Genomic DNA, 22,499 nt, shown 5'->3' on the forward strand with positions numbered 1-22,499 from the left:
CCCAGGGGTTGCCCGCTAGCCTGGTGGTCCGGCAACAGGCAAGACCTTGGAGCGCACCGTGGAATCCTTCGGCACGCGACTGCGCCGGTACCGGGGCGAACGGCAGTGGTCCCTGTCGGATCTCGCCGCGCGGACGCACTACTCTCCGGGGCACCTGAGCAAGGTGGAGAACGGCCTGCGCACACCGACCCGGGAACTGGCGGCGAGTTGTGACGCGGCGCTGGACGCCCGGGGCAGCCTCCTCGCGGCGCTGGGCGCGGGCCGGACCGACGACGCGGCGCGAGGCGCGGGCGGGCCCGCAGGGTCGGCGCCCGCGGCGGCGTTACCCGACGAGGCCGCCCTGCCCGCACTGCCCGCCACGCTGTCCGCCGGCGCGGCCACCCCGGTCGTCGCGGCGCTTACCACCGTCCTGGACGGCCTGCGGACCACCGCGCAAAGCGCCGGCCCGGGAGCCGTGCTGGAGAGCGCGGCCGCACAGGTGCGGGCCCTGCGCGGCATGGCGGCGCACGCCCGCGGCCCCGAGGCCGGGCACCTGCTGTCCCTGGCCGGCCGCTACGCGGAGTTCATCGCGTGGATGTGCCAGGAGGCCGACGACGAACGGTCCGCCCTCGGCTGGGCGCGCACCACGGCCTCCCTCGCCCGGCACGTCGGCTCACCGGACATGGAGGCCAACGCCGTCCTGCGGCGCTCCCTGCTCGCCCTCTACTGCGACGACGGCGCCGCCACCGTCGAACTCGCCTCCGCCGCGGCCGGCTTCAGGGCCTCCCCGGCCACCCGGGTGCGGGCGCTGCTGCGCCTGGCCCAGGGCCACGCCCTCAGCGGCGACGACCTCCGCTGCCGCCGCGCGCTCGACGACGCGTACAGCCTGCTGTCCGGCACGGCGCTTTCGGGCACAGCGCTTTCCGGCAAGGCGCTTTCCGGCACGGCGCTTTCGGGCACGGCCGTGGATGGGGTCGCGGGTCCGGTCCAAGGCTCGCTTCCGGGTCCGGCCGCGGGTCCGGTTCCCGACGGGGCCGCCCTCGCCGCCGCGTCCGGCGCCGCTTACGCCGCCGGTCACGGGAGCGGTCACTACGGCACCCGGCACGTCGCCGATCCCGCCGCCATGGCGAGGGGCTGGTGCCTGCAGGTGCTCGGCCACCACGAGGAGGCGCTCGGCCTGCTGGGCGCCGAGGCGCGCCGCATCCCGGCCCACGCGCACCGGGCGCGGGCCCGGTTCGAGGTCAGGGTCGCGCTCGCCGCGCTCGGCGCCAACGACGTCGACCGGGCCTGCGCCACGCTGCGCGACGTCCTCACGGTCGCGCCGGGCCTCGACTCCGCCACCCTTCGCACCGACCTGCGCGGCTGTGTCCGGGCCCTGTCGCGGCACCGCCGGCACCCGGCCGTCGCGGAGCTGCTGCCCGTCGTCAGCCGCCAGGCGTCCCGCCGTACGGCCGCATGACCGCGCCCGTGCCCGCGCCCGTGCCCACCGGCATCTTCGTCAACTACCGGGTGGGCGACTGTGAGACGGAGGCGGCGCTGCTGCACCGCCTGCTGGCCGACCGGTTCGGCGACGAGCAGGTGTTCTTCGCCAGCAGCTCCATCCGTCTGTCCGAGGACTTCACCGAAGCCCTCCCCGAGGGCCTCACCCGCTCCTCCGTCCTGATCGCCCTGATCGGACCGGAGTGGTTGACCGTCACCGACGCCCACGGCACCCCGCGGATCCATCTGGAGAAGGACTGGGTCCGCCGCGAACTCGCCCACGCCTTCCAGCACGGGATCCCCGTCGTCCCCGTCCTGGTCGACCGGGGGCGGCGCATCCGGATGCCCTCGGCCGCCGAACTGCCCGACGACCTCGCCAGACTGGAACGCTGCCAGTACCTGCGGATGCACTACCAGGACCTGCGACTGGATCGCCTCTTCGCGGAACTCGCGGTGCTGACCCCGCAGACCTTCGCCCACCGCGTCCTGCTGCCCGCCGAGGAACTGCCCCCCGAGCCCGTCCCCAGCATGCTGCTGCGCGCCGAGTACGGCGTCGTACCCTTCCACGGCCGGGAGACCGAGCAGGAGGAGTTCCACGCCTGGTGCGAGGAACCGGCGGGATCGGCCGTACGCCTGATCACCGGGCCCGGCGGCCAGGGCAAGACCCGCCTCGCCCTGCACCTGTGCCGACAGGCCGCCGAGCGGGGCTGGTTGGCGGGGTTCGTCGACGAGTCCTGCGCACCGGACGACCTCGCCGTGCTGGCCCGCTGCACCGCGCCCCTCCTGCTGGTCCTCGACTACGCCGAGGCCCGCGCCGAGCAGTTGCTCGTGCTAGCCGCCGAGTGCGTACGCCGCGACGCCGGCGCCGGGCCGGTGCGTCTGCTGCTGCTCAGCCGGGCCGGCGGGGAGTGGCAGCGCCCGCTCGCCGAGCACGCCGACGACCGGATCGCCGTCCTGTTCGCGGTCATGACGGAACGCCGGCTCGCCCCGCTGGTGCCGTCCGCGGCGCAGCGGCAGGCCGAGTTCGTCGGCGCGGCCCAGGAGTTCTCGGCCCACCTGGCCGGCACCCGCCCCGAGGCCGCCGTGGTCCCCGCAGACCTGTGCGCCGCCCGCTACGACCGGATCCTGGACGTGCACGCCGCCGCCATGGTCGCGCTGCTCGAACAGGACGAGCCGCTGGGCAGCGTTCCTTCGGCTTCACCCGACCCGGTGGCCCGGGTGCTCGCCCACGAACGCCGTTACTGGAGACGGCTGCTGGCGGTCCACGGGCTCCCCGAGGACACCTCGCTGCACGCGGACGCGCTGATCGCGGTCGCGACCCTCTTCGGGGCCGGTACCGAGGAGGGGGCGCTCGCCCTGCTGTCGGACACCCCCACCTTCGAGGACGCGTCCGTGCCGCTCCGGCGCCGCCATCTGCGCTGGGCCTCGGCCGTCCTCCAGGGTGGCCCCGGACTGCACCCCCTGCGCCCCGACCGGCTCGGTGAGGAACACGTCTCGCGCGTCCTGGCCTCCCTCCCCGAGGTGGCCACCGCCCCCCTGCCGGGGCTGGACGACGGCCAGGCCCGCCGGGCGCTGACCGTCCTCGGCCGCGCCGCCGTACGCCACCCGGTCGCCGCCCGCACCGTCACCGCGCTGCTCACCCACGACATCGACCGCATGCTCCCCCTGGGCATGGAGGTCGCGCCCCAGCTGGAGAATCCGCGCGTCTTCGCCCGGACTCTGCTGGACGCCCTCCAGGCGCACGACGACGACCACACCGTGCGTCTGGTCCTCACCCATCTGCCCGACGAGAGCGTCGCCCTCGCCGACCTGGCGGTGCTCGCCAGCGAACTCACCCTGGACAACGCCAAACAGCACGCGTCCGTCAACCCGGCCGCCACCGCCCGCCTGCTGCTGCGCTACACCTACCACCTCAAGAGCAGCGGGCGCCGCCGGGAGGGCCTGCTCGCGGCCGAGGAGGCGGCCGGGCTCTTCGAGCAGCTCGCGGCGGACAGCCGCCAGACGCATCTGGCCGACCTCGGCCGCGCCCTGCACAGCCTCGCCGTCATGCTCGACGAGACGGGCGAGCGGGAGCGGGGCCTGCGCACGATCCGCCGCGCCGTCGAGGTGCGCAAGGAGCTGTGCGAGCAGAGCGATGTCTACCTGCCCGAGCTGGCGCTCTCGCTCGACGTCCTCGGCGCCGACCTCGCCGAGCGGGGCCACCGGGCCGAGGGTCTCACGGCCGGCCAGGAGGCCGTACGGATCTTCGAAGGGCTCGCCGCCGACCGTCCGGTGCTGTACGAGGCGCAACTGGCCACCGCCCTCGGCAACCTGGCGCTCCAGTGGGAACGCTTCGGCGATCCCGGCGAGGCATGCGCGGTCTCCGCGCGCTGCGTGGACGTGCTGCGCCGCCTGTCCGACCAGAACCCCGACGCGCACCTGCTCAAGTACGCCGAGGCCCTGAACCACCACGCGTCCGCGCTGGCCAGGGCGGGCCGGCGCGCGGAGGCGCTCGCCCCCGTCGTGGAGGCGGTGGAACTGCTGCGCGTCCTCGTCGAGACGGACCCGGGTCTCGCCGAGGACGCCTCCAACCCGAGCGTCCGGCTGGCCTCGGCGCTCGTCAACCTGTCGATCGTGCAGTCCGCGAACGGCCTGCACACCGAGGCGCTCGCCTCGGCGGTGGAGGCGGTGGAGGCCCACCGGCGCCTGGCCGAGGCCCTGCACGGGGTCTACCGGCCGCGCCTGGCCGTCGCGCTCACCACGCTGGCCGCCCGGCACGGCGCGGCCGGCAATCTCGAGGAGGCGCTGGCGGCGGCCGTCGAGGCGGTCCGCATCCGCCGGTCCGACCCGGAGGGCCGTCCGGCGGACCTCGCGCACGCGTTGGGCAACCTCGCGGCGCTGCTCGCGCGGGCGAAGCAGTGGCCGTACGCCGAGCAGACCGCCGCCGAGGCCGTGGCGGTCTACCGCTCGCTCGGGGATCTCGACGAGCAGGCGCACGCCGAGGCGCTGGCGGGGGCGCTGCACACCCGTGCCGCGGCGGCGAGCCACGTGGAGGGGGCCACCGACCGCATGATCGAGGCCATCGACGCCTCCGTGGAGCTGCGGCGCGCGCAGGCCGCGACGCTCGGGGGCCGCCACGAAGCGGTGCTGACCAGTGCCCTGTTCGCCCAGGCGGTCCTGCACGAACGGGCCGGCCTGCCCGACGCCCCCGCGATCCACGCCGAGGCGACGAAGCGCCGGGACGATCTCCAGAGGCCCGCGCCCTGAGCGCTCATGGTCCGGCAGCGTCCGCGGTCGGCTCGAGGCCCTGCCACTGTCCGGTGCCGCCGGGCCGCGCGGCGTCCCTTCGAACCTGCTCGAATCCTGGCACGGAACGTCGCGGTGGCAGGCCTGATCGGCGCAGCCTGGTGGCCCGCGGCGTGGTCGCCGAGGGAGCCGAGGGGGGACCTCAGGGCTGCCCGCACACAGGAGGGAGCGACGTGCGAATTCGTGTGCTTCAGGAGGTGGGGGGAGTATGAGTACCCGGTCACGTGCCGTCAGGTTCCTGGCGGCCGGTGCTTTGATGTCCAGCGGGCTGACGGCCGCCGCCGGCGCGTCGGCCGTCGCGGCGCCTGCCGCAGCTCAGTCGGGCTCGAGTGCGTCCGTCGCCGCCGCGGCGGTGGGCTGCAGCGGCTCGTACAGTCGCGGACCGTACTTCTACGCCGGCGTCGACGCCAGTATTCGTGCGGGCAAGCGCATGGTCATGGACATCCAGGGTCCGTGGACCACTGCCGGTACGCAGGCTCACATGTGGAGCTGGTACAACGGCCAGAGCCAGTACTGGTGTCTGGCGCCGGTCCAGAACGGGAGCTCTGGCGGCACCTTCTACGGGGTCCGCAACTACTACTCGGGCAAGTGCCTGGACTCGGGCGCCACCGGCTACGGCACCCTGGTCAAGCAGCAGGACTGCAGCCTGTCCAAGTACAGCCAGCTGTGGTGGATCACGAACAAGGGTTCGTACTCCACACCGGAAGGCTCGAAGACCGCCTATGAGTTCAGGAGCCTGGCCAATGGCCAGGGCTACTGCCTGGACGGCAAGGACTTCGGCTCCACGGACGGCACCGTCCTTCAGACCTGGTCCTGCAGCAACGGGAGGAACCAGCGCTTCTACTGATGCGCAGGCTGGGCGCAGGGGACGGATCGAACCCTGCGCCCAGCCCCGGGTGAAACGGGCGCAGCCGCCGCGGGCGGCACGCTCCAGCAGGCCGCGGCGGCTGCGCCGTACGTCGGCCCCGTGCCCACGCCGGTGCTCGGCCGTGGGCGTCAGCCCGACCGACGTGGCCGGATACGGCGGGCACTGGCCCGCGGTGCCGCTGCCGCGCGCGGCCGACGGGCGGCTGGTGCCGGCCGTCGACGTCACCTGCCGACCGCAGCAGGGACGCCCGCCACACCGCAGCGGACTCTGTACGGCACCGCCACCGTCACCGCCCGCCAACTGCGCGAGCCGCTCCGGCAGCTGATCAGTACAGGTCAGTGGCAGCCGGGTGCCCCGGACGCCCTCATCGTCGCGGACGCCGGATACGACGCACCCCGCCTGGCCTTTCTGCCGGAGGGCCTGCCGGTGCGGGTACTGCCCCGGACGCGCTCGGACCGCGTCCTGCGCGGAGCCGTCCCACCCCGGCAGTCGCACACGCCCGGAAGTCCGCCTCGCCACGGCGGTGAATTCGTTCTCGGGCAGCCCGCCACCCGGGGTGCCCAGACACCCGAAACCCGGCTCTGCGGCCAAGCCACCGCCCCGCTCCTCGGACCGGCTGCGCCCCAAACTCAGCGCATCCGCCCTCCGTCGCCTGTCCGGCCCGGGCGCCGAAACCCTCCAACCCCCGCCCCGGACCGCCACCAGGGCGCAAGAACACCCGGCCCGCCCCACGCCACGACGTACGCACTCCGAACAGCAGATCCCGCGAAGCAACGGACGAAGAGGCCGACCGCCCCGCGGCCCCGCCGCACAGGTCAAGGATCAAGCCGCAGCCTCCCCGTCATCGGCTGGACGTACCTCACCCCCGCCCCGATTCCCTGCGCAGGCCGGCGAGCCAGACCGGACGAGCGCGGCAGCCTCAGCGAGGTGCGCGGCCGCCGTACGCCACGCGCTGGTCACCGCCGCGCGGGCCTGCGCCGTGCGTACCGTGCTGTCGCCGGTCAGAACGATCGGAGCGCCGATATGGACATGCAGGGCGGGCCGGCGCAGCGGGGCTGTGGCGATACCGGCGATCTGCTTGATCACGCTGCCCGATGTGACGCGGCGGGCACCCGCCTGGCCGACGGGCACGACAGGGGCACCGGTGCGCTCGGAGAGGCGGGCCAGGCCGGTGCGGAAGTCACCCGGGGCCGCTTCCGCGGCGTCCCTGCGGCGGGGCAGGCCGCCCTCGGCGTAGATGAGCAGGTACCGGCCCTGCTCGAGGGCGCGGGCGGCCAGGTCGAGCGCGGCCGGGGCCCGTCGGTCGCCGCGGTGCACAGGGATGTGTCCCTCGCGGGTGAGGGAGCGGCCGAGTACGGGCATGCGCCACAGGCCGGCGGTGGCCATGATGACCGGTTCGATACCCAGGCGGTGCAGGGCCGCGATCACGATGGCGGGGTCGGCGAGCGAGGTGTGGTTGGCGGCGATGATGCTGCCCGGTGCCAGGTCGGCGCCGGGGTCGGTGGTCACCGACAGGCGGCCGAAGGCGGGCACCAAGGTGTCGGCGATGCGGCTGAGCACGGAGCGGTCTCCAGATCTCGACGATGTCGGTCTTCATCGTCGGCGGCAGGGCGACCGTCGGCCTGAGTTGCCGTACTCATCTTCCCCGCCTGCTGGTGCTCAGCTCAGCCCCGCCGCAGCCGACGTCCGTGCTGATGCCCGCGCCGCGTCTCCCGGGGCCCGTACGGCTGTCGCCGCGCCATGTCAGCCTGCCTCGGAGGGAGGTGAGTCCGGCGGGCTGCCGCACAGCGCCGCAGCGGTCCGAACGTCGACGGACCGGGCCGCGCCGTCTTCGGGTCACTGCGGCTCTGCCGCCAGTCTCCCCTCTGTTGCCCAGACTCCGTCTCACGGGGGTGGCCATCCCGCAGCGCAGACGGCAGACTCCAGCGGTGGCCTCACATGCTCCCCGCCCCGCCAACTCTGGCGGGGGCAAGGGCCATCGAGCCGTGGAGCCGACGGCTGCCGTCGGCGCGCGGTCAGCCGCCTGGGCCGCCTGTGTCCTGCCGGCCCGTCCGGTGCTCCGCCAGTTGCCGGAGGATCACCCAGCGGGTCACGGCGTATCCGAGCAGACCGGTGTATGCGGCCATGAACGCCACGAAGGCCCCCAGGCCGAGGCCGGACAGCCCCAGCGCACCGAGCAGCCGCAGCGCGACGGCGGCGACGACGCCCGCCGCCACCCCGATCAGCAGGCCGAGCGTCCACCACCGGGCGGGCATCCGCGCGAGCAGGGGCCCCGCCCTGGGGGGTTCGTCCGTCGCCACCAGGCGTCCGGCGGTGAGCTCATGCCGTACTCCCTTCGTGATGAACAGCGACACCAGCAGCGACAGCAGGACCGAGGTCACGAAGACGTCGGTGGTGATGCCGTTGCTCCCGGCGAGCGGGACGAAGTCCGTGCGGCGATGGCCGAGCCAGGTGATCAGCGCGTTGACCACTACGTTGATGAGCGCGGCGGCCGTCGCCTGCCTGCGCAGGTAGGAGGTCACCGGCATACGAGTCCTCCGTTGCACGGCCGGGTCCGCTCCCGGCTACGGCCTGACCACGAGGCGCACCGGATCGCTCTCTTTCGTCCGCAGCCGCTCCACACCCCGGGCGATTTCCTCCAGGGGCAGCACCTCGGAGACCGAGCGGGACAGGTCGAGGCGGCCGGCCGCCAGCAGGCGCATGAGCTGGGTGAGGTGGCGGCGGGTGTAGCCGTCGTGGCCGAGGACGGAGTGGTTGTAGTAGGCGAAGAGGATGGTGTTCTCGGCGAGGTGGACCGGTTGCGGCGACATGCCGATCACGACGGCCCGTCCGTACCGGCCGAGACAGGAGACCGCCTGGGCGAGGGCGCGGCCGGCGCCGGAGAGTTCGGCCGTCAGGTCCAGCCCCTCGCCGTCGGTGAGCCGCCGCACCTGCTCGGGGACGTCGGTCGTCGTCGGGTCGAAGGCGTGGTCGGCTCCGGCCTCCAGCGCCCGCCGGCGGGCGGAGTCGAGGGGGTCGACGGCGACGACGAGGCTCGCCCCGGCCAGGCGGGCGATCTGGACGGCGTGCACGCCGAGGCCGCCGACACCCCATACGCCGGCCCGCTCCCCCGGCCGCAGCCCACCGCGTTCGACGATTCCCGAGAACGGTGTGGCGACCGCGTCGGCGCAGATCGCCGCCTGCTCGATGGGCACCCCGTCGGGCACCTCCACCAGGGTCTGGAACGGTGTGACGACGTACTGCGCCCAGGCGCCGTCCCAGTTCTGCCCCATCGTCTGCGGGGCGAGGCAGCCCTGTACGTCACCGCAGTGGCGGCAGGAGCCGCAGGCCCTGCCCGGCGCGATGACCACCCGCCGGCCCGGCTGCCAGTAGGGGACGTCGGCGCCCACCCGGGCGATGGTGCCCGCCGGCTCGTGGCCCGGGGTGACCTCTTCCAGCGGGCAGTCGAGGGTGCCGTCGATCATGTGCACGTCCGACAGGCAGATCCCGCAGGCCTCGACGCGGACCAGCACGTCGGACGGTCCCGGCTGCGGCACCGGCACCTCCGCCACCCGCAACTGGCGGTCGGCCCGGAAGAAGCGCGCCGCACGCATGGTCGGCGTCGTCATCAGCTCACCTCCGGTGAACGGGTTGACACGATCACCGTGTGACCAAATGCCCGATATTTAATCTTCTGGGCGATCCAGCCCGGCAGCGGATCCGGGCCCCGGGCAGCCGCGGCCAGTGCCGGTCGGCAGGAACGTTCAGCCGCCGGTGGAGACGTTGCCGCAGGGACTCGGGCGGACTTCTTCGCCGCTGTCCCTCGTCCCGCCGTCCCTCTCTCCGGGCCCTCGGCTGTGCCCACCCGCCCTCCTCGCCCACACGCGCCCGGAGCGCCGGTTCCGTCCAGCCCGGTTCGGCTGAATGCGTCCTTCGCCGGGGCAACCGCTCACTGCTAGCGTCGGGCGGAGTGCGAGACGGGGCGAATACGGGGGCGGGTGACGGGGGCGGGCCATGGCAGCTGCCGAGGTGATCGATCTGGTCGCGCTGGGCGAGGACTTCGTCCGCGATCCCTATCCGGTCTACGCGGCGCTGCGGGAACGCGGCCCCGTGCACAAGGTGCGGATTCCAGAGGGTACGGAGGCCTGGCTCGTTGTCGGGTACGAGGCCGGCCGGGCCGCGCTCGTGGATCCGCGGCTGTCCAAGCAGTGGAAGAACGCCTCGCCCTCCTTTCCGATCCCCAGTCCCTCCGCGGGGCCGCACATGCTCAACTCCGATCCGCCGGACCACGAGCGGCTGCGCAGGCTGGTCGTCCGCGAGTTCACACCGCGCCGGGTCGAACAGCTCGCGCCGCGTGTGCAGCAGATCACCGACGAATTGCTCGACACGATGGTGGCGCTTCCGGAAGGGCGGGCCGATCTCGTCGAGGCGCTCTCGTTCCCGCTGCCGATCTCGGTGATCTGCCATCTGCTCGGTGTGCCGATGCTGGACCGGGCCGCTTTCCGGGCCTGGACCGGCACGATCCTCACCGACCCGGACCCGGAGGCGCGGTCGGCGGCGACGGCTGAGACGTCCGCGTACCTCGTCGACCTGCTGGAGCGCAAGCGCCTGGCCCCGGACGAGGACCTGATGAGCGCTCTGATCCGTACCACCGACGAGGACGGTGACCGGCTGTCCGCGGACGAACTGCGCGGTACCGCCTGGCTGCTGCTGGTCGCTGGGCATGAGACCACGGTCAATCTGATCTCCAACGGCGTACTGGCCCTGCTGACCCATCCCGATCAACTCGCCGCACTGCGTGAGGACATGACGCTCATCGACAACGCGGTGGAGGAGATGCTGCGCTACGACGGGCCGGTGGAGACGCCGACGTTCAGGTTCACCACGGAGCCGGTCGAGATCGGCGGTACCGTCATCCCCGGCGGTGGTGAGCTGGTCCTCGTCGCCCTGGCGGACTCGAACCACGACCCGGCGCGCTTCCCCGAACCCGACCGCTTCGACATCCGGCGGGCCGCGGGCGGTCATGTCGCCTTCGGTCACGGCATCCACTACTGCCTCGGCGCGCCGCTCGCCCGCCTGGAGGCGCGGGTCGCGATCCGCGCCCTGCTGGAGCGCTGCCCGGACCTCGCACTCGACGCCCACCCGGCCGCCCTGGCCTGGCGCCACGGCATGCTCATCCGGGGCCCCCGTCAGCTGCCGGTGCGGTGGAAGCGCCCTTGAGCTCGCGCGATGGCACCGCCGCCGACGCCTGCGACCCGGCCGGCTCGTAGAGCAGCGAACGATCGCGGCAACCGCTGGGCGGACGCATCTCGGATCCGACCCTTTGGAGTAGTCATTACTGGTCACAGTGTGCCGCTCAACAGGGAATATGAGACGGATGAGCAAGGTGTGGCAAGGGACAGTCATGTACGGCTCCCGATTCGTGGTTCCGGCGTCGGGTGTGAAGCCGAGGCATGTGCTGTGCGCGGTCGGGGTGGGCTTGGATGCCGGCGCACTCAGCGCGGCAATCGACGAGGCCGGTGAGGGAGAGTTCAGGCTCGCGGAGTTGCGGCAGGGACCGGATCCTCGCATGCGCGCAGCGTTCGACGCCGCGCTGGACGCCCGCCGGTCCACCCTCGATGACGAGTTCACCGACGACGACTGGGCCGCGGTGGATGCCCACGACTCCGCTGCCTACGTACTCTCACCGCTTACCTCGCAGCTCACCGCCCTCGATGTCTCCGAGCGGGCGTTGGCTGTGACGGCCGCGCTGTTGAACTGCGGTGCCACCGCGGTGAAGAACGAGTCCAGCGGAGTGACCTGCGGGCGTGAGCGGTGGCTTGCCCTGGCGGACATGGCTGCGGCTGCTGAGGACGAGTACGACCTGGCGACCGTGCTGAGCCGGGCGTGGGTGGTGCCGGCTCTCCCGAGCCGGCGCGACGGCGTGCTGTACAGCCGCGGCATGCATCTGCTCGGCGAAGCCGACGTGGAACTCGCACCTGGGCGTCCGACCGCGGAAGAGCTGGAAGTGCAGGACGAGTGGTTGATCACCATGGACACCGTGGCGCACTACCTGATCACCGAACAGCCCGAACAGGGGATCCAGGACGGTGAAGGGTTCCGGGTCTCTCCGGACGCACCCCGATGGGTCATGCATCGACTGGAATGTGAGCGTTACTCCTCAGACTCATTCCTCTTCAACCCCTACGGATATTGGCGGCTCACCCCCGGTTAGGACAAAGGGACCTGAAAGGCCTGTGCACCAGGCCGGCGGCGGTACCGGCACAGACAGACGAAACCCCCGGGCGGAGCACGACGGCTGAGGGCAGGTGAGGCCCGAGGCCCGCGGCCGTCGCCGCCCCGCCGCCGAACGCCCGAGGGACACGGCAGGGCGGCCAGGCCCGCGCCGCCACCGGCCAGGCCCGCGTCGCAGCGTCACAGACCGCCGCCGCACGACGACGGGAGCGGCACCGTGAGAGCGGCATCAGCGGCACGGTGCCCCGCCGACGCACGGCCGGCAGGACGCAGACCGGTTCCGGTCAGTCGCCGTCCACGCCGTGGTCCTGCTGCGCCACCTTCCGCAGGGCCTCGGCGACGACCTGAGCGTCCTCGTCGCTGAGGTACACGGAGAAGCGGCGGTGGATGCTGCGCAGGTACACCGGAGCGGTGGCGCGCAGCATGGCAGCGCCCTCCTCGGTGATCGCCGCCCAGGACACCCGGCCGTCATACGGATCGGGCGTCTTGTGCACCAGCCCCGCGCGCACCATGTCGTCCACCAGACGGCTCACCCGGGTGCGACTCAGTACGACGCGGTCAGCGACCTCCCGCATGCGCAGTCCCTCCGCGCCGGCCGCCTTGAGTTCGAGCAGTACGTCGTACCACGTGAGCGGGACGCGACCGTCTCGCTGGACGTCGCTCTCGATCGCCTGCAGTGCGGCCTTGTGGGCGAGCAACATCGCCCGCCATGCCTCTAGTCCGTAGTCGCGGTCAGCCATCAGGCCATTGTATTCAGGGTTGCGTGCGTGCGCACACAAACGTTAAAGTGTGTGCGCACGCACAAAAATCCCGGCTGGTGTGGTCGCGTGCGTCCCCACCCAGCCCGTGTCTCATCGGAGGTACCACATGGTGCAGAACCTGACCCGTGACGAGGTCAAGCAGAAGATCGGCGCCGGCGCGACGGTCCTTGAGGCCCTGCCGGAGCAGTACTGGGAGGACGCCCATCTGCCGGGCGCGCACTGCCTGCCGCTCGACCGGGTGGACACCCTCGCTCCGGAGCTGGTGCCCGACAAGCAGTCCGAAGTGATCGTCTACTGCACCGGCGTGACCTGCCCGAACTCCGCCCAGGCCGCCGCACGGCTGGCCCAGCTCGGCTATGAGCGGGTCTACACCTACAAGGACGGCAAGGAGGACTGGATCGGCGCCGGACTGCCGACCGAGTCCGCGAAGCAGGCACAGGGAAGCGGAGACGACCGATGACCGAGAACACGATCACGCCGACCCGCTCGGTCGGCGGTGTGGAACTGCCGGCGCCGGGCATCTGGAAGGTCGACCCGGGCCATGCCGAGGTCGGCTTCATGGGACGCCACCTGATGCTGACGAAGGTGCGTGGGCGCTTCACCTCGGTGGACGCCACCGTCCACATCGGCGATCGGCCCGAGGACACCGTGGTGACCGCGGTGATCGACATGGCCAGTGTCGACAGCGGCGACCGGACGCGCGACGACCACCTGCGCTCCGGCGACCTCTTCGACGTGGAGAACCACCCGCGGGCCACCTTCCAGTCCACCTCGGTGACCTGGGACGGCACGGCCGGAAAGCTCGTCGGAGACCTGACGATCAAGGGTGTGACCCACCCGGTCACGCTCGATGTCGACTACCTGGGCCACGTCCGCGACCCGTGGGGCGGCGACCGCACGGTCTTCTCGGCCGCAGGACGGGTCAACCGGGAAGACTGGGGACTGACCTGGAACATGGCCCTCGAGACCGGCGGCATCCTCGTCTCCAAGGAGATCGAACTGTCACTGGAGATCGAGGCGATCCGGCAGGTCTGAACCCTCGACGCCCCGGGCCCGGCACCCGTCCGGGCCCGGGAGGCGTCCAGGCCCGGGAGGCGTCCAGGCCGGCCCGGGAGGCGGACGAAGGGCGTTCCGCGGGCGGCGGCGTGTGCGTCCCTGCGGGCGCCGGCCGCCCTGACGGCGCCCGGCGGGCGCGCCCGTTTCACCGCCGGGGATCCCGCCTCCACGCCGGTCGATCACCTAAGCCGGATGAGTACGCGTGCTCAGGCGCGCCGTCCTGTCCGGCTCCTAACCTCCGTCACATGCACGAAGACCACTTGGTTCGCGGTCCCGGCCTCCTGGCGGGCATCACAGCCGTCGCCTCCTGCCTGCCCGGGCACGAGGTGACCTCCCAGGACCTGCAGCAGCGGATCACCGAAGAGTCCGGCCTCCGGCTGCCGGACCGGATGCTCGAACGCGTCACCGGCATCACCTCACGCCGGACCGCGGCACAGGACGAGTACGCCTCGACGCTCGCGGTGCGGGCGGCCCGCAGGGCGCTCAGCCGGGCCGGACTCGCACCCTACGACGTGGACCTGCTGGTGTTCGCCTCCGCCAGCCGGGACATGGCGGAACCGGCGACCGCCCACGTCGTCCAGGCCGAGCTGGGCTCGGCCGCACACGCGCTGGACGTGACGAACGCGTGCAACAGCTTCGTCAACGGCATCGACACGGCCCGGTCGATGATCCTGGCCGGACGCGCCCGCCGGGCTCTCGTCGTGACCGGGGAGACACCGAGCCGGGCCGTCCGGTACGCCCCCCGCGGCCTGGGCCAGTTCCGGGACGGCTTCGCCGGCTACACCTTCGGGGATGCCGGGGCCGCGGTCGTGCTCGAGGCGGTGGACCGGGGCGGCATAGTCGACGTGGGCACCGAGACGCACTCCGAGCACTGGGACGTGGGCGGCATCTTCGGCGGCGGATCCCGCCACCCCCGCAGTGCGGAGCACACGTACTTCACCGGCGACGGGGCCGGGCTGCGCACGGTGTTCGAGAAGGCCGGCACCGCCGTGCTGGACCGCATGAAGGAGCGCACCGGCCTGGACTGGGACGACTTCCGTCACATCCTGGTGCACCAGGTCACCATGCCCTACCTGGAACGTTTCGTGGAACTCACCGGTGTCCCGCGCGAGCGGCTCGTGGTCACCCTCCCCCGGCTCGGCAACATGGCCAGCGCCACCCTGGGCGTGCAACTGGACCTGGTCCACGAACGGCTGCGCCCCGGCGACCGGGTGCTGTTCGTGGGCCTGGGCGGCGGCGTGAGCATGATGACGATGGTCTGGGAGAAGTCGTGAGCGCCCTGTGGGTGGTCGTCCCCGCGCACCAGGAGGCCAGGCGCATCGGCGCCACACTGCACGCGCTCGCCGCGCAGCACGACCGCGACTTCACCCTCGTCGTCGTGGACAACGCCTCCAGCGACGGCACCGCAGCGGTCGTCCACGACTTCGGCCGCTGGGCCCCCTTCCCCGTCCACGTCCTCAGCGAGCCGGAGAAGGGCACCGGCTGCGCGGTGGACACCGGCTTCCGCTACGCCATCGGCAACGGCGCCACGATGCTGGCCCGCACCGACGCGGACTGCCTGCCGCGCCCCGGCTGGACGGCCGCGGCCCGCGAAGCCCTGGGGCAGGGCGCGGGCCTGGTGTGCGGGCGCATCGACGCGCGCCGCGACGAGCACGGACCGCTCGGGCGCGCCGCCTTCCGCACGCTGGTCCGCATCGCCGCGTTCTTCGGCCGCATCCGCCCCGCGCACCGGCGCCGGCACGGCTACCTCACCCCTTACCGGATGCACGCGGGCAACAACATGGCCGTCACGGCCGGCCTGTACGAAGCCGTCGGCGGCATGCCGCGCCGCCCCTCCCCCACCGACCGCCTGTTCCTGAACCGGGTCCGCCGCCACACCACCGCCGTGGTCCATGCCCGCGACATGGTCGTGGAGAACTCCACCCGGCGGCTGCGCGCCTACGGCCTGCTCGGCACCGCCCGCTGGTACCTCGACAGAGGGCCGGGCCGTCACACGGAGGACCCCCGCTGATGCTCGACGCACTCCATCATGCCCTGCGCGCCGCCCCCGACCGGCCCGCCGTCCTCGGCACCGCCCGCACCGGCGCCGTACGCGTCAAGGCCACCTGCGGAGACCTCGCCGACCTCACCGACCGCTACGCCGCCGCTCTGCACCGGCGCGGCATCACCCGCGGCAGCACCGTCGGCGTCGCCGTACGGCCCGGCGCCCGGGCGCTGGCCGTGATGCTCGCCGTGCACCGGCTCGGCGCACGGGCCGCGGTCCTCGACCCCGGCGCCGGACCGGACGTGCTGCGGGCCCGGCTCGCCCTCGCCCGGCCCGAAGCCGTCCTCGCCGACGCCGCCGCCCAGGCCGTGGCCGGATGGGGCCGGCGGCTCGCCCAGCACGCCCGCCTGGCCCTGCCCGATCTCGAGGACCTGGGCCCGGTGGCCACCGTCGGGCCGCGGCTGCCCGGCTGCGCACCCGCTCTGGACAGCGATGCCGCACCGGCGGCCCTGCCGCGCCCGGTGGACGAGGACGGCGACGCGGTCATCGTCTTCACCTCCGGCACCACCTCCCGGCCGCGCGCGGTGGTGCACACCCGCTCCTCGCTCGCCGCCGGCATGACCGCGGTCGCCGCGCTGGCCCGGCCCGCGGCCGGCCGGCCCGTCCTGGGCGGCACGTTCTTCGTCCTCGTCCCCTCCCTCGCCGTCGGCGCGCCGGTCGCACTGCCCGCCCGCCCGCCGCGCCTGCTGGCCCGGCAGCTGGCCGGGCTGGACCCGCAGCTCACCTACCTGACACCGCCGCAGCTGCGCCGCCTGCTCGCCCAGCGGGCCCGTTTCACGGGACGGGTGTGGACCGGGTCCGCGCCGGTCAGCGCCGGCCTGCTCACCCGCGTCAAGCAGGCGGGCGCAGACGAGGCGTGGGGGGTGTACGCGCTGACCGAGCTGTTCCCCGCCGCCGCCGTGGAACAGGCCGACAAGGCCGCCTTCACCGGGCGGGGCGACCTGGTGGGCGCCCCGCTGCCCGGAGTGACCGCCATGACGGACGCCACAGGCCAGCTGCTGCTGTCCGGGCCCGCCGCCCGCGACCGCTACCTGGGCGAGGACCCGGACCGCTGGATCGCCACCGGGGACCGGGCGCACCTGGACGGCGGCCGGATCGTGCTCGAGGGCCGCTGCAAGGACATGGTGCTCAGGCGTGCCGAGAACATCTACCCCGGCCTGTACGAACCCTCCCTGCACATACCCGGCGTGGAATCCGCACTGCTGGTGGGAGTGCCGGCCGCCGACGGCGACGAACGCCTGGTCGCCGTCGTACAGCCCGTTCCGGGCACCGACCCGGCCGCACTGCGGGCCGCGCTGGCCGGGCCGCTGCAGCGGATGGGGTCCGCACGCCCGGACGCGGTCCTGCTGGCCGAGATCCCGCTGTCCGGGCGCTCCCGCAAACCGGACCGCGCCGCCGCCGCACGCCTGGCCGCCGCCCGGCTCGCCGCCGCCCGTCCCACCGCCGGCGGCCGCGGATGAACGCCCGGGACGACGCGCCCCTGTGGGTGGTGGTGCCGGCGTTCAACGAGGAGGCCGGGATCGGCGCCACCCTGTCCGCGCTCGCCGCCCAGACCGACACCCGCTTCACCCTGGTCGTCGTCGACAACGCCTCCACGGACACCACCGCGGACGTCGTACGCCGCTTCGCCGCCCGCGCGCCCTTCCCCGTGCATGTGGTCCGCGAGGACGAGCCGGGCACCGGGGCAGCCGCCGACACCGGATTCCGCTACGCCATCGAACGCGGCGCCGCGCTGCTCGCCCGGACCGACGCCGACTGTCTGCCCGCCGCCGACTGGATCACCGAGGTACGCGCGGAACTCGGGCGCGGCACAGAACTGGCCTGCGGCCGCAGCGTCCCCCGCGCCGACGAGCGGCCCTCGCCCGCCGAGCGGTACCTGCTGCCGGCGGTGATCCGGGCGACGGCACTGTACGGCCGTTGGCGGCGGGAACACCGCCACCCGCGCTACCGCGCCCCGTACGTGCTGTGCCACGGGCACAACATCGCCGTCACGGCCGCCCTCTACCTGCGCTGCGGAGGCGCGCCCCGCGTCCCGCTGGCCGGGCCGCCCGAGGACGTCGTCCTCCTCAACCGGGCGCGCGAGCACAGCGACCGCATCGCGCGGGCCGAGCGGATGGTGGTCCACTCCAGCCTGCGCCGCCTGCGGGCGTGGGGCGCCCGCCGGACGCTGCTGTGGTGCTGGGACCGCCGCTACCGCCCCGCCGACGAAAGAAAGGTGCACGTCCGATGACCCCGCCGCCCCGCCCGGCCGCCGTCCGAGCGGCACGCCGCCGCGACCGGCGCGTGTACACCCGCTCCCACCCCCTCCTGTTCGCCCTGCTCGCCGCCGCCCGCCGCCGGCCGGTGACCCGGATCGGCGGAACACTGCTGATACACGGCAGCGACCCGTACCGCCACGCCCTCACCCGCATACCGCTGGACCGCACCGCCGCCGGCACCACGGCGGGCGCGGCACGGGAACTGTCCACCGGCACCGTCCTGTTCGACCAGGACGGCACCGGCCACCGCGACACCCGCCGCGCCGTCGCCGACCGTCTCGGCGCGGCCGGCGTGGAACGGCTGCGGCCGGTGTGGCAGGAGGTACTGGAACGCCGGCTGGCCCCGCTCGCCGCCGGCCGCGCCGTCGACCTGGTCCCGGTGGCCCGCGAGGTGGCCGGGGCCACCGTCCGCGCGCTCCTCGACGCCCGCGCGGACCCGCGGCACATCGCCGACGCCGCCGCCCGTACCGCGGCCGCCGCCGTCCGCGACCACCTCCCCGGGCCGCGACGGCCCGGCACGACACACGGAGCGGCCGAGCCCGCAGCGCAGTTGCACGCCCTGCTCGCGCCCGGCCGGACCGGGACCGCGGGCCGTCACCGGCCACAGCCCGCGCTCACACCCGGCGAAGCCGAGGAGACGGGCCTTCGGGCGATGCTCGCGGTCGCCGCCGTCACCACCACCGTGGCCGCTCTCCCCCGCGCCGCGGCCTGGTGCGCCGACGCGGCACTGTGGGACCAGGCCGCCGACGACCGGCTGCGGCCGGCGCTGGTGCAGGAACTGCTCCGCGTGCTCGCACCCTCCCCGCTGCTGCCGCGCGTGGCGGCAGCCGACGCCGACCTCGGCGGGTGCCCGGTCCGGGCCGGCGACCGGCTGATTCTCGTGGCCCGGCACGCGGCCCTGGCCCACTCGGCTCCGCCTGACGCCCTCAGCCCCGCGCCACCCACCGTGGCACACCTCGTCTTCGGCGCCGGCGCCCACACCTGCCCCGGCGCCCGGCTGGCCCACGCCCAGCTCGACGACCTCCTCGCCGCGCTCGCCCCTCACCGGCCCACCGTGGTACGCGCCCGCGCCGACCGCGCCTCGGCCCTGCCCGGCTGGCGCTCCCTCACCGTCCGCGCCGCTCTCCCTCCCGGGCAGGACCGATGACCACGATCGCCGTCACCGGAGCAAGCGGCTTCTGCGGCTCCCACGTCGCCGCCACGGCAGCCGCCCGGGGCGCCGACGTACTGTGCGTGGGACGCCGCCCCGGTCCGGCCGGCCGGCACATCCCCTGGGACGCCGCCCGCGAAGTGCCCGACCTGTCCGGCGCCGACATCGTGGTGCACTGCGCCGCGGCGGTCGGCGACCCGCCACCCGGCTCCGCCGCCGAGGCCGCGATGCACGCCGTCAACGTCGACGGCACGGCCCGGCTGCTGCGGGCCGCCGCCGGCCGGCCGGTGGTATGGGTCAGCAGCGCCAGCGTCTACGCGCCCAACCCCGACCGCACCCCCCTCACCGAAGACCACCCCGTACGGGACCACCTCAACGCCTACGGCCGCACCAAAGCGGCCGGCGAGACGCTGGCGCTCGCCGCAGGCGCCGTCGTGCTGCGCCCACGCGCCGTTTACGGCACCGGGGACCCGCACCTCGTACCCCGGCTGCTGTCCCGCGTCCGCCGCGGCGTGCTTCTGCTGCCCGGGCCCAGCGCCCCGCTCAGCCTGACCGCCGTGGAGAACCTCACCGAAGCATGCCTGGCCGCCGCCGACTGGCCGCCGGGCCCCTACAACATCGCCGACCCGGCACCCTACGACCGCGACGAAGCCATCCTCGACGTCCTGCACGCCCACGGTTCGAGCGCGCGGATCCGCCACGTCCCGGTGGCGGCCGCCCGCGCCGCGGCGCACGCCGCCCACACACTCGCCCGGCTACGCCCGCACACGCAGCCGCTCCTCACCCCCTACGCCGTGCACCAGCTGACCGGCTCCCTCACCCTGGACACCACCAGAGCCCGAGCCCGGGGCTGGGCCCCGCAGCACACCCTCGCCCACTACACGACACGGCTCGCACCGAGCGCGGCGAACGGCTGAGGCACGGCACACCGGTGACATGGACGCCGGAAGCGGTGCTCGTGTTGCGTCACTCGCTTCCGCCCCTACGGTGAAGACGGCGATTGTGCTATTCAGGAGATGTGCGATGAGGGATCTCGGGGCCCGATCGCACGGACTCGGGAATGTCACTCCGGCGCCAGCCGGAGGCAGCGAGCTGAGCGAGCCTGCATGGACCCCACCCCTTCTTCGTCGTCCCGGCCGCCGTTCGACATGGTCAGCGGAGCCCTGTCGGATTACATCCACCGGGCCGGAACCACCGAGGACCCGGGTCCTGCCGCTCCCCGGAGCGACCCCCGTGCCCGTCGGCCCGCGGATGACAGCGCGGAGGCCGGAGGTCAGGAACAGATCCTCGGGGTGGTCAATCTCAACACGAAACTCCGGATCACCAGCTTCAACCTGAGCGCCGCTCCTTTCGCCGGGGTGAGCGTCACGGCAGGGGCCGCATTCGCCGAACTGCTGCCACCGGAGGACGTGGCGACGGTCACGCAGCGGCTGCGGAACGTCATCGAGACGCAGGAGGCGCACGTCGCCCGGGTCCAGCGCCTGCGGCGGTACGACGGGACGGAGATGGTGGTCTCGATGAGCATCCTCCCGGCCGCGGCGCCGCAGGGAGGCCTGACGGTCTCCCTGATCGCCATGGCCAAGCGACTGCACCTGTACGCGGCCGCGGCCGCGATCGGGACGTCGCTGGACATCGGCGAGACCGCCCAGTCCCTGGCCCAGTCCCTGCTGGCCTGGGGAGACGTGGCCGCCGTCGACTTCGACTTCGCCGTGTGGACGGGTGAGGCCGTCACCGAGCAGGCGCACGAGCGCATCCGGCTGCGCCGGGCGGCCCTGGCGCCGGACCGGGCCTGGCCCGAGGGATATGTGACGTGCGGGGACAACCTGCCCCGCGAAGCGAGCCGTCTGCTGGTCGGCGCGGTCATGCGCGACGACGTGCCGCAGGCCGTCGTCCTCACCGACGGTGAGGCGATCGCGCGGGCCCTCGGCGATCCGCGGCTGGTGCGCGCTCTGGTGCCTGGCGACCTGTCGGCGAACGTGGCGTGCATGCCGTTGGTGGTCGAAGGACCGGAAGGCACACCAGGGCCCGTCGTGCTGGGCGTGGCGGAAGTCTGGCGGCGGCAGGAGCGCCCCTTCCGCGACAGCGAACTGCTCGACCTGGAGGAACTCGTGGCCAAGACCGCCCGTCACGTGGACCTGGCCCGCCAGCATCAGCGTGAGCACGCACAGGTCCTGGCGTTGCAGCGCCGGCTGCTGCCGCGGGCCGGCAGCGACACCATCGAGGTCGCCACCGTCTACCAGCCCACCACCCCCGACAGCGCGGGCGTCGGCGGTGACTGGGTGAACAGCTTTCCGCTGCCCGGTGACCGTACCGCCCTGGTGGTCGGCGACGTCATAGGGCATGGCCTGGGGGCCGCGGCGGCCATGGGCCAGCTGAGCATGGAGGCCCGCGCGCTGTTGTCGGCGGGGCTGGGCCCCGGGGAGGTACTGGAGCGTCTCGACGAGACGGTCACGCTCCTGGACGACACGGACGCGGGCCTGGCGGCCGGCTACAGCGCGCTGGGCTCGACCTGCTGCATCGCGGTCTACGATCCGGTCGACCACCGGGTGGTGATGTCCAACGCGGGACACCTGCCGCCCGTCCTGGTCCGCCCCGACGGCTCCGCCGCAACCATCACGGCGCAGCCTCACCCGGGCCTGGGAGCCGAGTTCGCCGTACGGGAGCCGTTCGACGTGCACGAGTTCACCGCGCCGCCCGGCTCGCTTCTCGCCCTCTACACCGACGGTCTGGTCGAGGATCCGGTGGCCTCCATCGACGACGGCATCAGCCGCCTCAAGGACGTGGTGCGTGAGGTGCACCCCTGGGACGATCTGCAGCAGGCGGCGCGCCGCGTGGTCGCCGGTCTCGCCCCGCAGGGGCGCCTGCGCGACGACGTGACCCTGCTGCTCGCCCGTATGACCGGCCGCCACAGCCGGGACACCGCGACCTGGCAGCTGCCCGCGCGCGACGACACCCCGGCTCGCGCCCGCACCCTGGCCTCTTCCCTCCTGCGGCGATGGCGCACCGGCGACCGGACCCGGGACGACGCCGGTCTGGTGATCAGCGAACTGGTCACCAACGCCGTCCTCTTCGGTACCGGACCCGTCACCCTGCGACTGGTGAGGGCGGGAAGGCGCCTGACATGCGAGGTCGGCGACACCGGCAACAGCCGGCCGCGCCTGCGCCGCAGCGACGTACTCGACGACCAGGGACGCGGCCTGCTGGTGGTCCACAAACTCACCACACGGTGGGGAGTGCGGTGGACCGACACCGGCAAGGCCGTCTGGGCGGAACTGGACATCCCGCGCGTCCACTGAGACGAACCTGACGAACGCACGGCGCCTGCGGGCCGGGCCGCACCCGCGCCGTGGCAAGCCGGGCCGGGCCGGGCTCACCGGGCTACAGGGCACTCGCCTGTTTTCGCGCG

The 22,499-nt window shown here is 73.8% G+C and carries 18 protein-coding genes; 14 read left to right on the top strand and 4 right to left on the bottom strand.

Going from position 1 to position 22,499, the window contains the following annotated elements; translation table 11 throughout:
• Positions 1–58: 58 nt before the first annotated feature.
• From ACH4ZX_RS27400 to ACH4ZX_RS27410, 3 genes are all read left to right on the top strand, one after another.
• A complete protein-coding gene (locus tag ACH4ZX_RS27400) occupies positions 59–1,438 on the top strand; it encodes a helix-turn-helix domain-containing protein (RefSeq protein ID WP_398278024.1) in 1,380 nt (459 codons plus the stop codon).
• Positions 1,435–4,704 carry a tetratricopeptide repeat protein gene (locus ACH4ZX_RS27405; protein WP_398278027.1) on the top strand — a complete coding sequence of 1,090 codons (3,270 nt, stop codon included), beginning with the start codon at positions 1,435–1,437 and terminating at the stop codon, positions 4,702–4,704. Before ACH4ZX_RS27400 ends, ACH4ZX_RS27405 begins: the two co-directional genes overlap by 4 nt.
• 247 nt (positions 4,705–4,951) lie before the next feature.
• Positions 4,952–5,590 carry an RICIN domain-containing protein gene (locus ACH4ZX_RS27410; RefSeq protein WP_398278030.1) on the top strand — a complete coding sequence of 213 codons (639 nt, stop codon included), beginning with the start codon at positions 4,952–4,954 and terminating at the stop codon, positions 5,588–5,590.
• Between the two features lie 843 nt (positions 5,591–6,433).
• On the opposite strand, the gene ACH4ZX_RS27415 is transcribed toward ACH4ZX_RS27410, so the two are convergent.
• The 3 genes from ACH4ZX_RS27415 to ACH4ZX_RS27425 form a co-directional block, all read right to left on the bottom strand.
• On the bottom strand, positions 6,434–7,171 hold the full coding sequence (locus ACH4ZX_RS27415) for a lysophospholipid acyltransferase family protein (protein WP_398278032.1): 738 nt from the start codon (positions 7,169–7,171) through the stop codon (positions 6,434–6,436).
• Positions 7,172–7,626: 455 nt separating this feature from the next.
• Complete coding sequence (locus ACH4ZX_RS27420) at positions 7,627–8,139, bottom strand: hypothetical protein (RefSeq protein WP_398278035.1); 513 nt, start codon at positions 8,137–8,139, stop codon at positions 7,627–7,629.
• A 36-nt stretch (positions 8,140–8,175) separates the two neighbouring features.
• On the bottom strand, positions 8,176–9,219 hold the full coding sequence (locus tag ACH4ZX_RS27425; protein ID WP_398278037.1) for a zinc-binding dehydrogenase: 1,044 nt from the start codon (positions 9,217–9,219) through the stop codon (positions 8,176–8,178).
• A gap of 385 nt (positions 9,220–9,604) precedes the next feature.
• On the opposite strand from ACH4ZX_RS27425, the gene ACH4ZX_RS27430 reads away from it, so the two are divergent.
• Positions 9,605–10,810: a cytochrome P450 gene (locus ACH4ZX_RS27430; RefSeq protein WP_398278040.1), complete on the top strand. Its 1,206-nt coding sequence runs from the start codon at positions 9,605–9,607 to the stop codon at positions 10,808–10,810.
• 157 nt (positions 10,811–10,967) lie between these two features.
• Positions 10,968–11,804, top strand: coding sequence for a hypothetical protein (locus ACH4ZX_RS27435; RefSeq protein WP_398278043.1), 837 nt, complete (start codon positions 10,968–10,970; stop codon positions 11,802–11,804).
• 304 nt (positions 11,805–12,108) lie between these two features.
• Here ACH4ZX_RS27435 and ACH4ZX_RS27440 read toward each other — a convergent pair whose 3' ends face one another.
• The gene (locus tag ACH4ZX_RS27440; protein ID WP_398278046.1) at positions 12,109–12,564 is read right to left on the bottom strand and encodes a MarR family winged helix-turn-helix transcriptional regulator; all 456 of its coding nucleotides are present in this window, start codon (positions 12,562–12,564) and stop codon (positions 12,109–12,111) included.
• Positions 12,565–12,691: 127 nt separating this feature from the next.
• Between ACH4ZX_RS27440 and ACH4ZX_RS27445 the strand changes: the two genes are divergently transcribed.
• From ACH4ZX_RS27445 to ACH4ZX_RS27485, 9 genes are all read left to right on the top strand, one after another.
• Entirely contained in the window at positions 12,692–13,045 is a 354-nt protein-coding gene (locus tag ACH4ZX_RS27445) for a rhodanese-like domain-containing protein (protein ID WP_398278049.1), read from the top strand.
• Positions 13,042–13,620 (top strand): YceI family protein, encoded by a 579-nt coding sequence (locus ACH4ZX_RS27450; protein ID WP_398278052.1) that lies wholly within the window; start codon positions 13,042–13,044, stop codon positions 13,618–13,620. Before ACH4ZX_RS27445 ends, ACH4ZX_RS27450 begins: the two co-directional genes overlap by 4 nt.
• 266 nt (positions 13,621–13,886) lie before the next feature.
• A complete protein-coding gene (locus ACH4ZX_RS27455; protein ID WP_398278055.1) occupies positions 13,887–14,915 on the top strand; it encodes a 3-oxoacyl-ACP synthase III family protein in 1,029 nt (342 codons plus the stop codon).
• Positions 14,912–15,652 carry a glycosyltransferase family A protein gene (locus ACH4ZX_RS27460; RefSeq protein ID WP_398278058.1) on the top strand — a complete coding sequence of 247 codons (741 nt, stop codon included), beginning with the start codon at positions 14,912–14,914 and terminating at the stop codon, positions 15,650–15,652. The genes ACH4ZX_RS27455 and ACH4ZX_RS27460 overlap by 4 nt, the downstream gene beginning before the upstream one ends.
• On the top strand, positions 15,652–17,145 hold the full coding sequence (locus ACH4ZX_RS27465) for a class I adenylate-forming enzyme family protein (RefSeq protein WP_398278060.1): 1,494 nt from the start codon (positions 15,652–15,654) through the stop codon (positions 17,143–17,145). The genes ACH4ZX_RS27460 and ACH4ZX_RS27465 overlap by 1 nt, the downstream gene beginning before the upstream one ends.
• Positions 17,142–17,915 (top strand): glycosyltransferase, encoded by a 774-nt coding sequence (locus ACH4ZX_RS27470; protein WP_398278063.1) that lies wholly within the window; start codon positions 17,142–17,144, stop codon positions 17,913–17,915. The genes ACH4ZX_RS27465 and ACH4ZX_RS27470 overlap by 4 nt, the downstream gene beginning before the upstream one ends.
• Complete coding sequence (locus tag ACH4ZX_RS27475; RefSeq protein WP_398278066.1) at positions 17,912–19,090, top strand: cytochrome P450; 1,179 nt, start codon at positions 17,912–17,914, stop codon at positions 19,088–19,090. The genes ACH4ZX_RS27470 and ACH4ZX_RS27475 overlap by 4 nt, the downstream gene beginning before the upstream one ends.
• Positions 19,087–20,010 (top strand): NAD-dependent epimerase/dehydratase family protein, encoded by a 924-nt coding sequence (locus ACH4ZX_RS27480; RefSeq protein WP_398278069.1) that lies wholly within the window; start codon positions 19,087–19,089, stop codon positions 20,008–20,010. Before ACH4ZX_RS27475 ends, ACH4ZX_RS27480 begins: the two co-directional genes overlap by 4 nt.
• A 189-nt stretch (positions 20,011–20,199) precedes the next feature.
• Positions 20,200–22,389: a SpoIIE family protein phosphatase gene (locus ACH4ZX_RS27485; RefSeq protein WP_398278072.1), complete on the top strand. Its 2,190-nt coding sequence runs from the start codon at positions 20,200–20,202 to the stop codon at positions 22,387–22,389.
• Positions 22,390–22,499: the final 110 nt, after the last annotated feature.

Origin of the sequence: Streptomyces sp. NPDC020490, from assembly GCF_044335305.1 — a bacterium.
Lineage (GTDB): Bacteria > Actinomycetota > Actinomycetes > Streptomycetales > Streptomycetaceae > Streptomyces.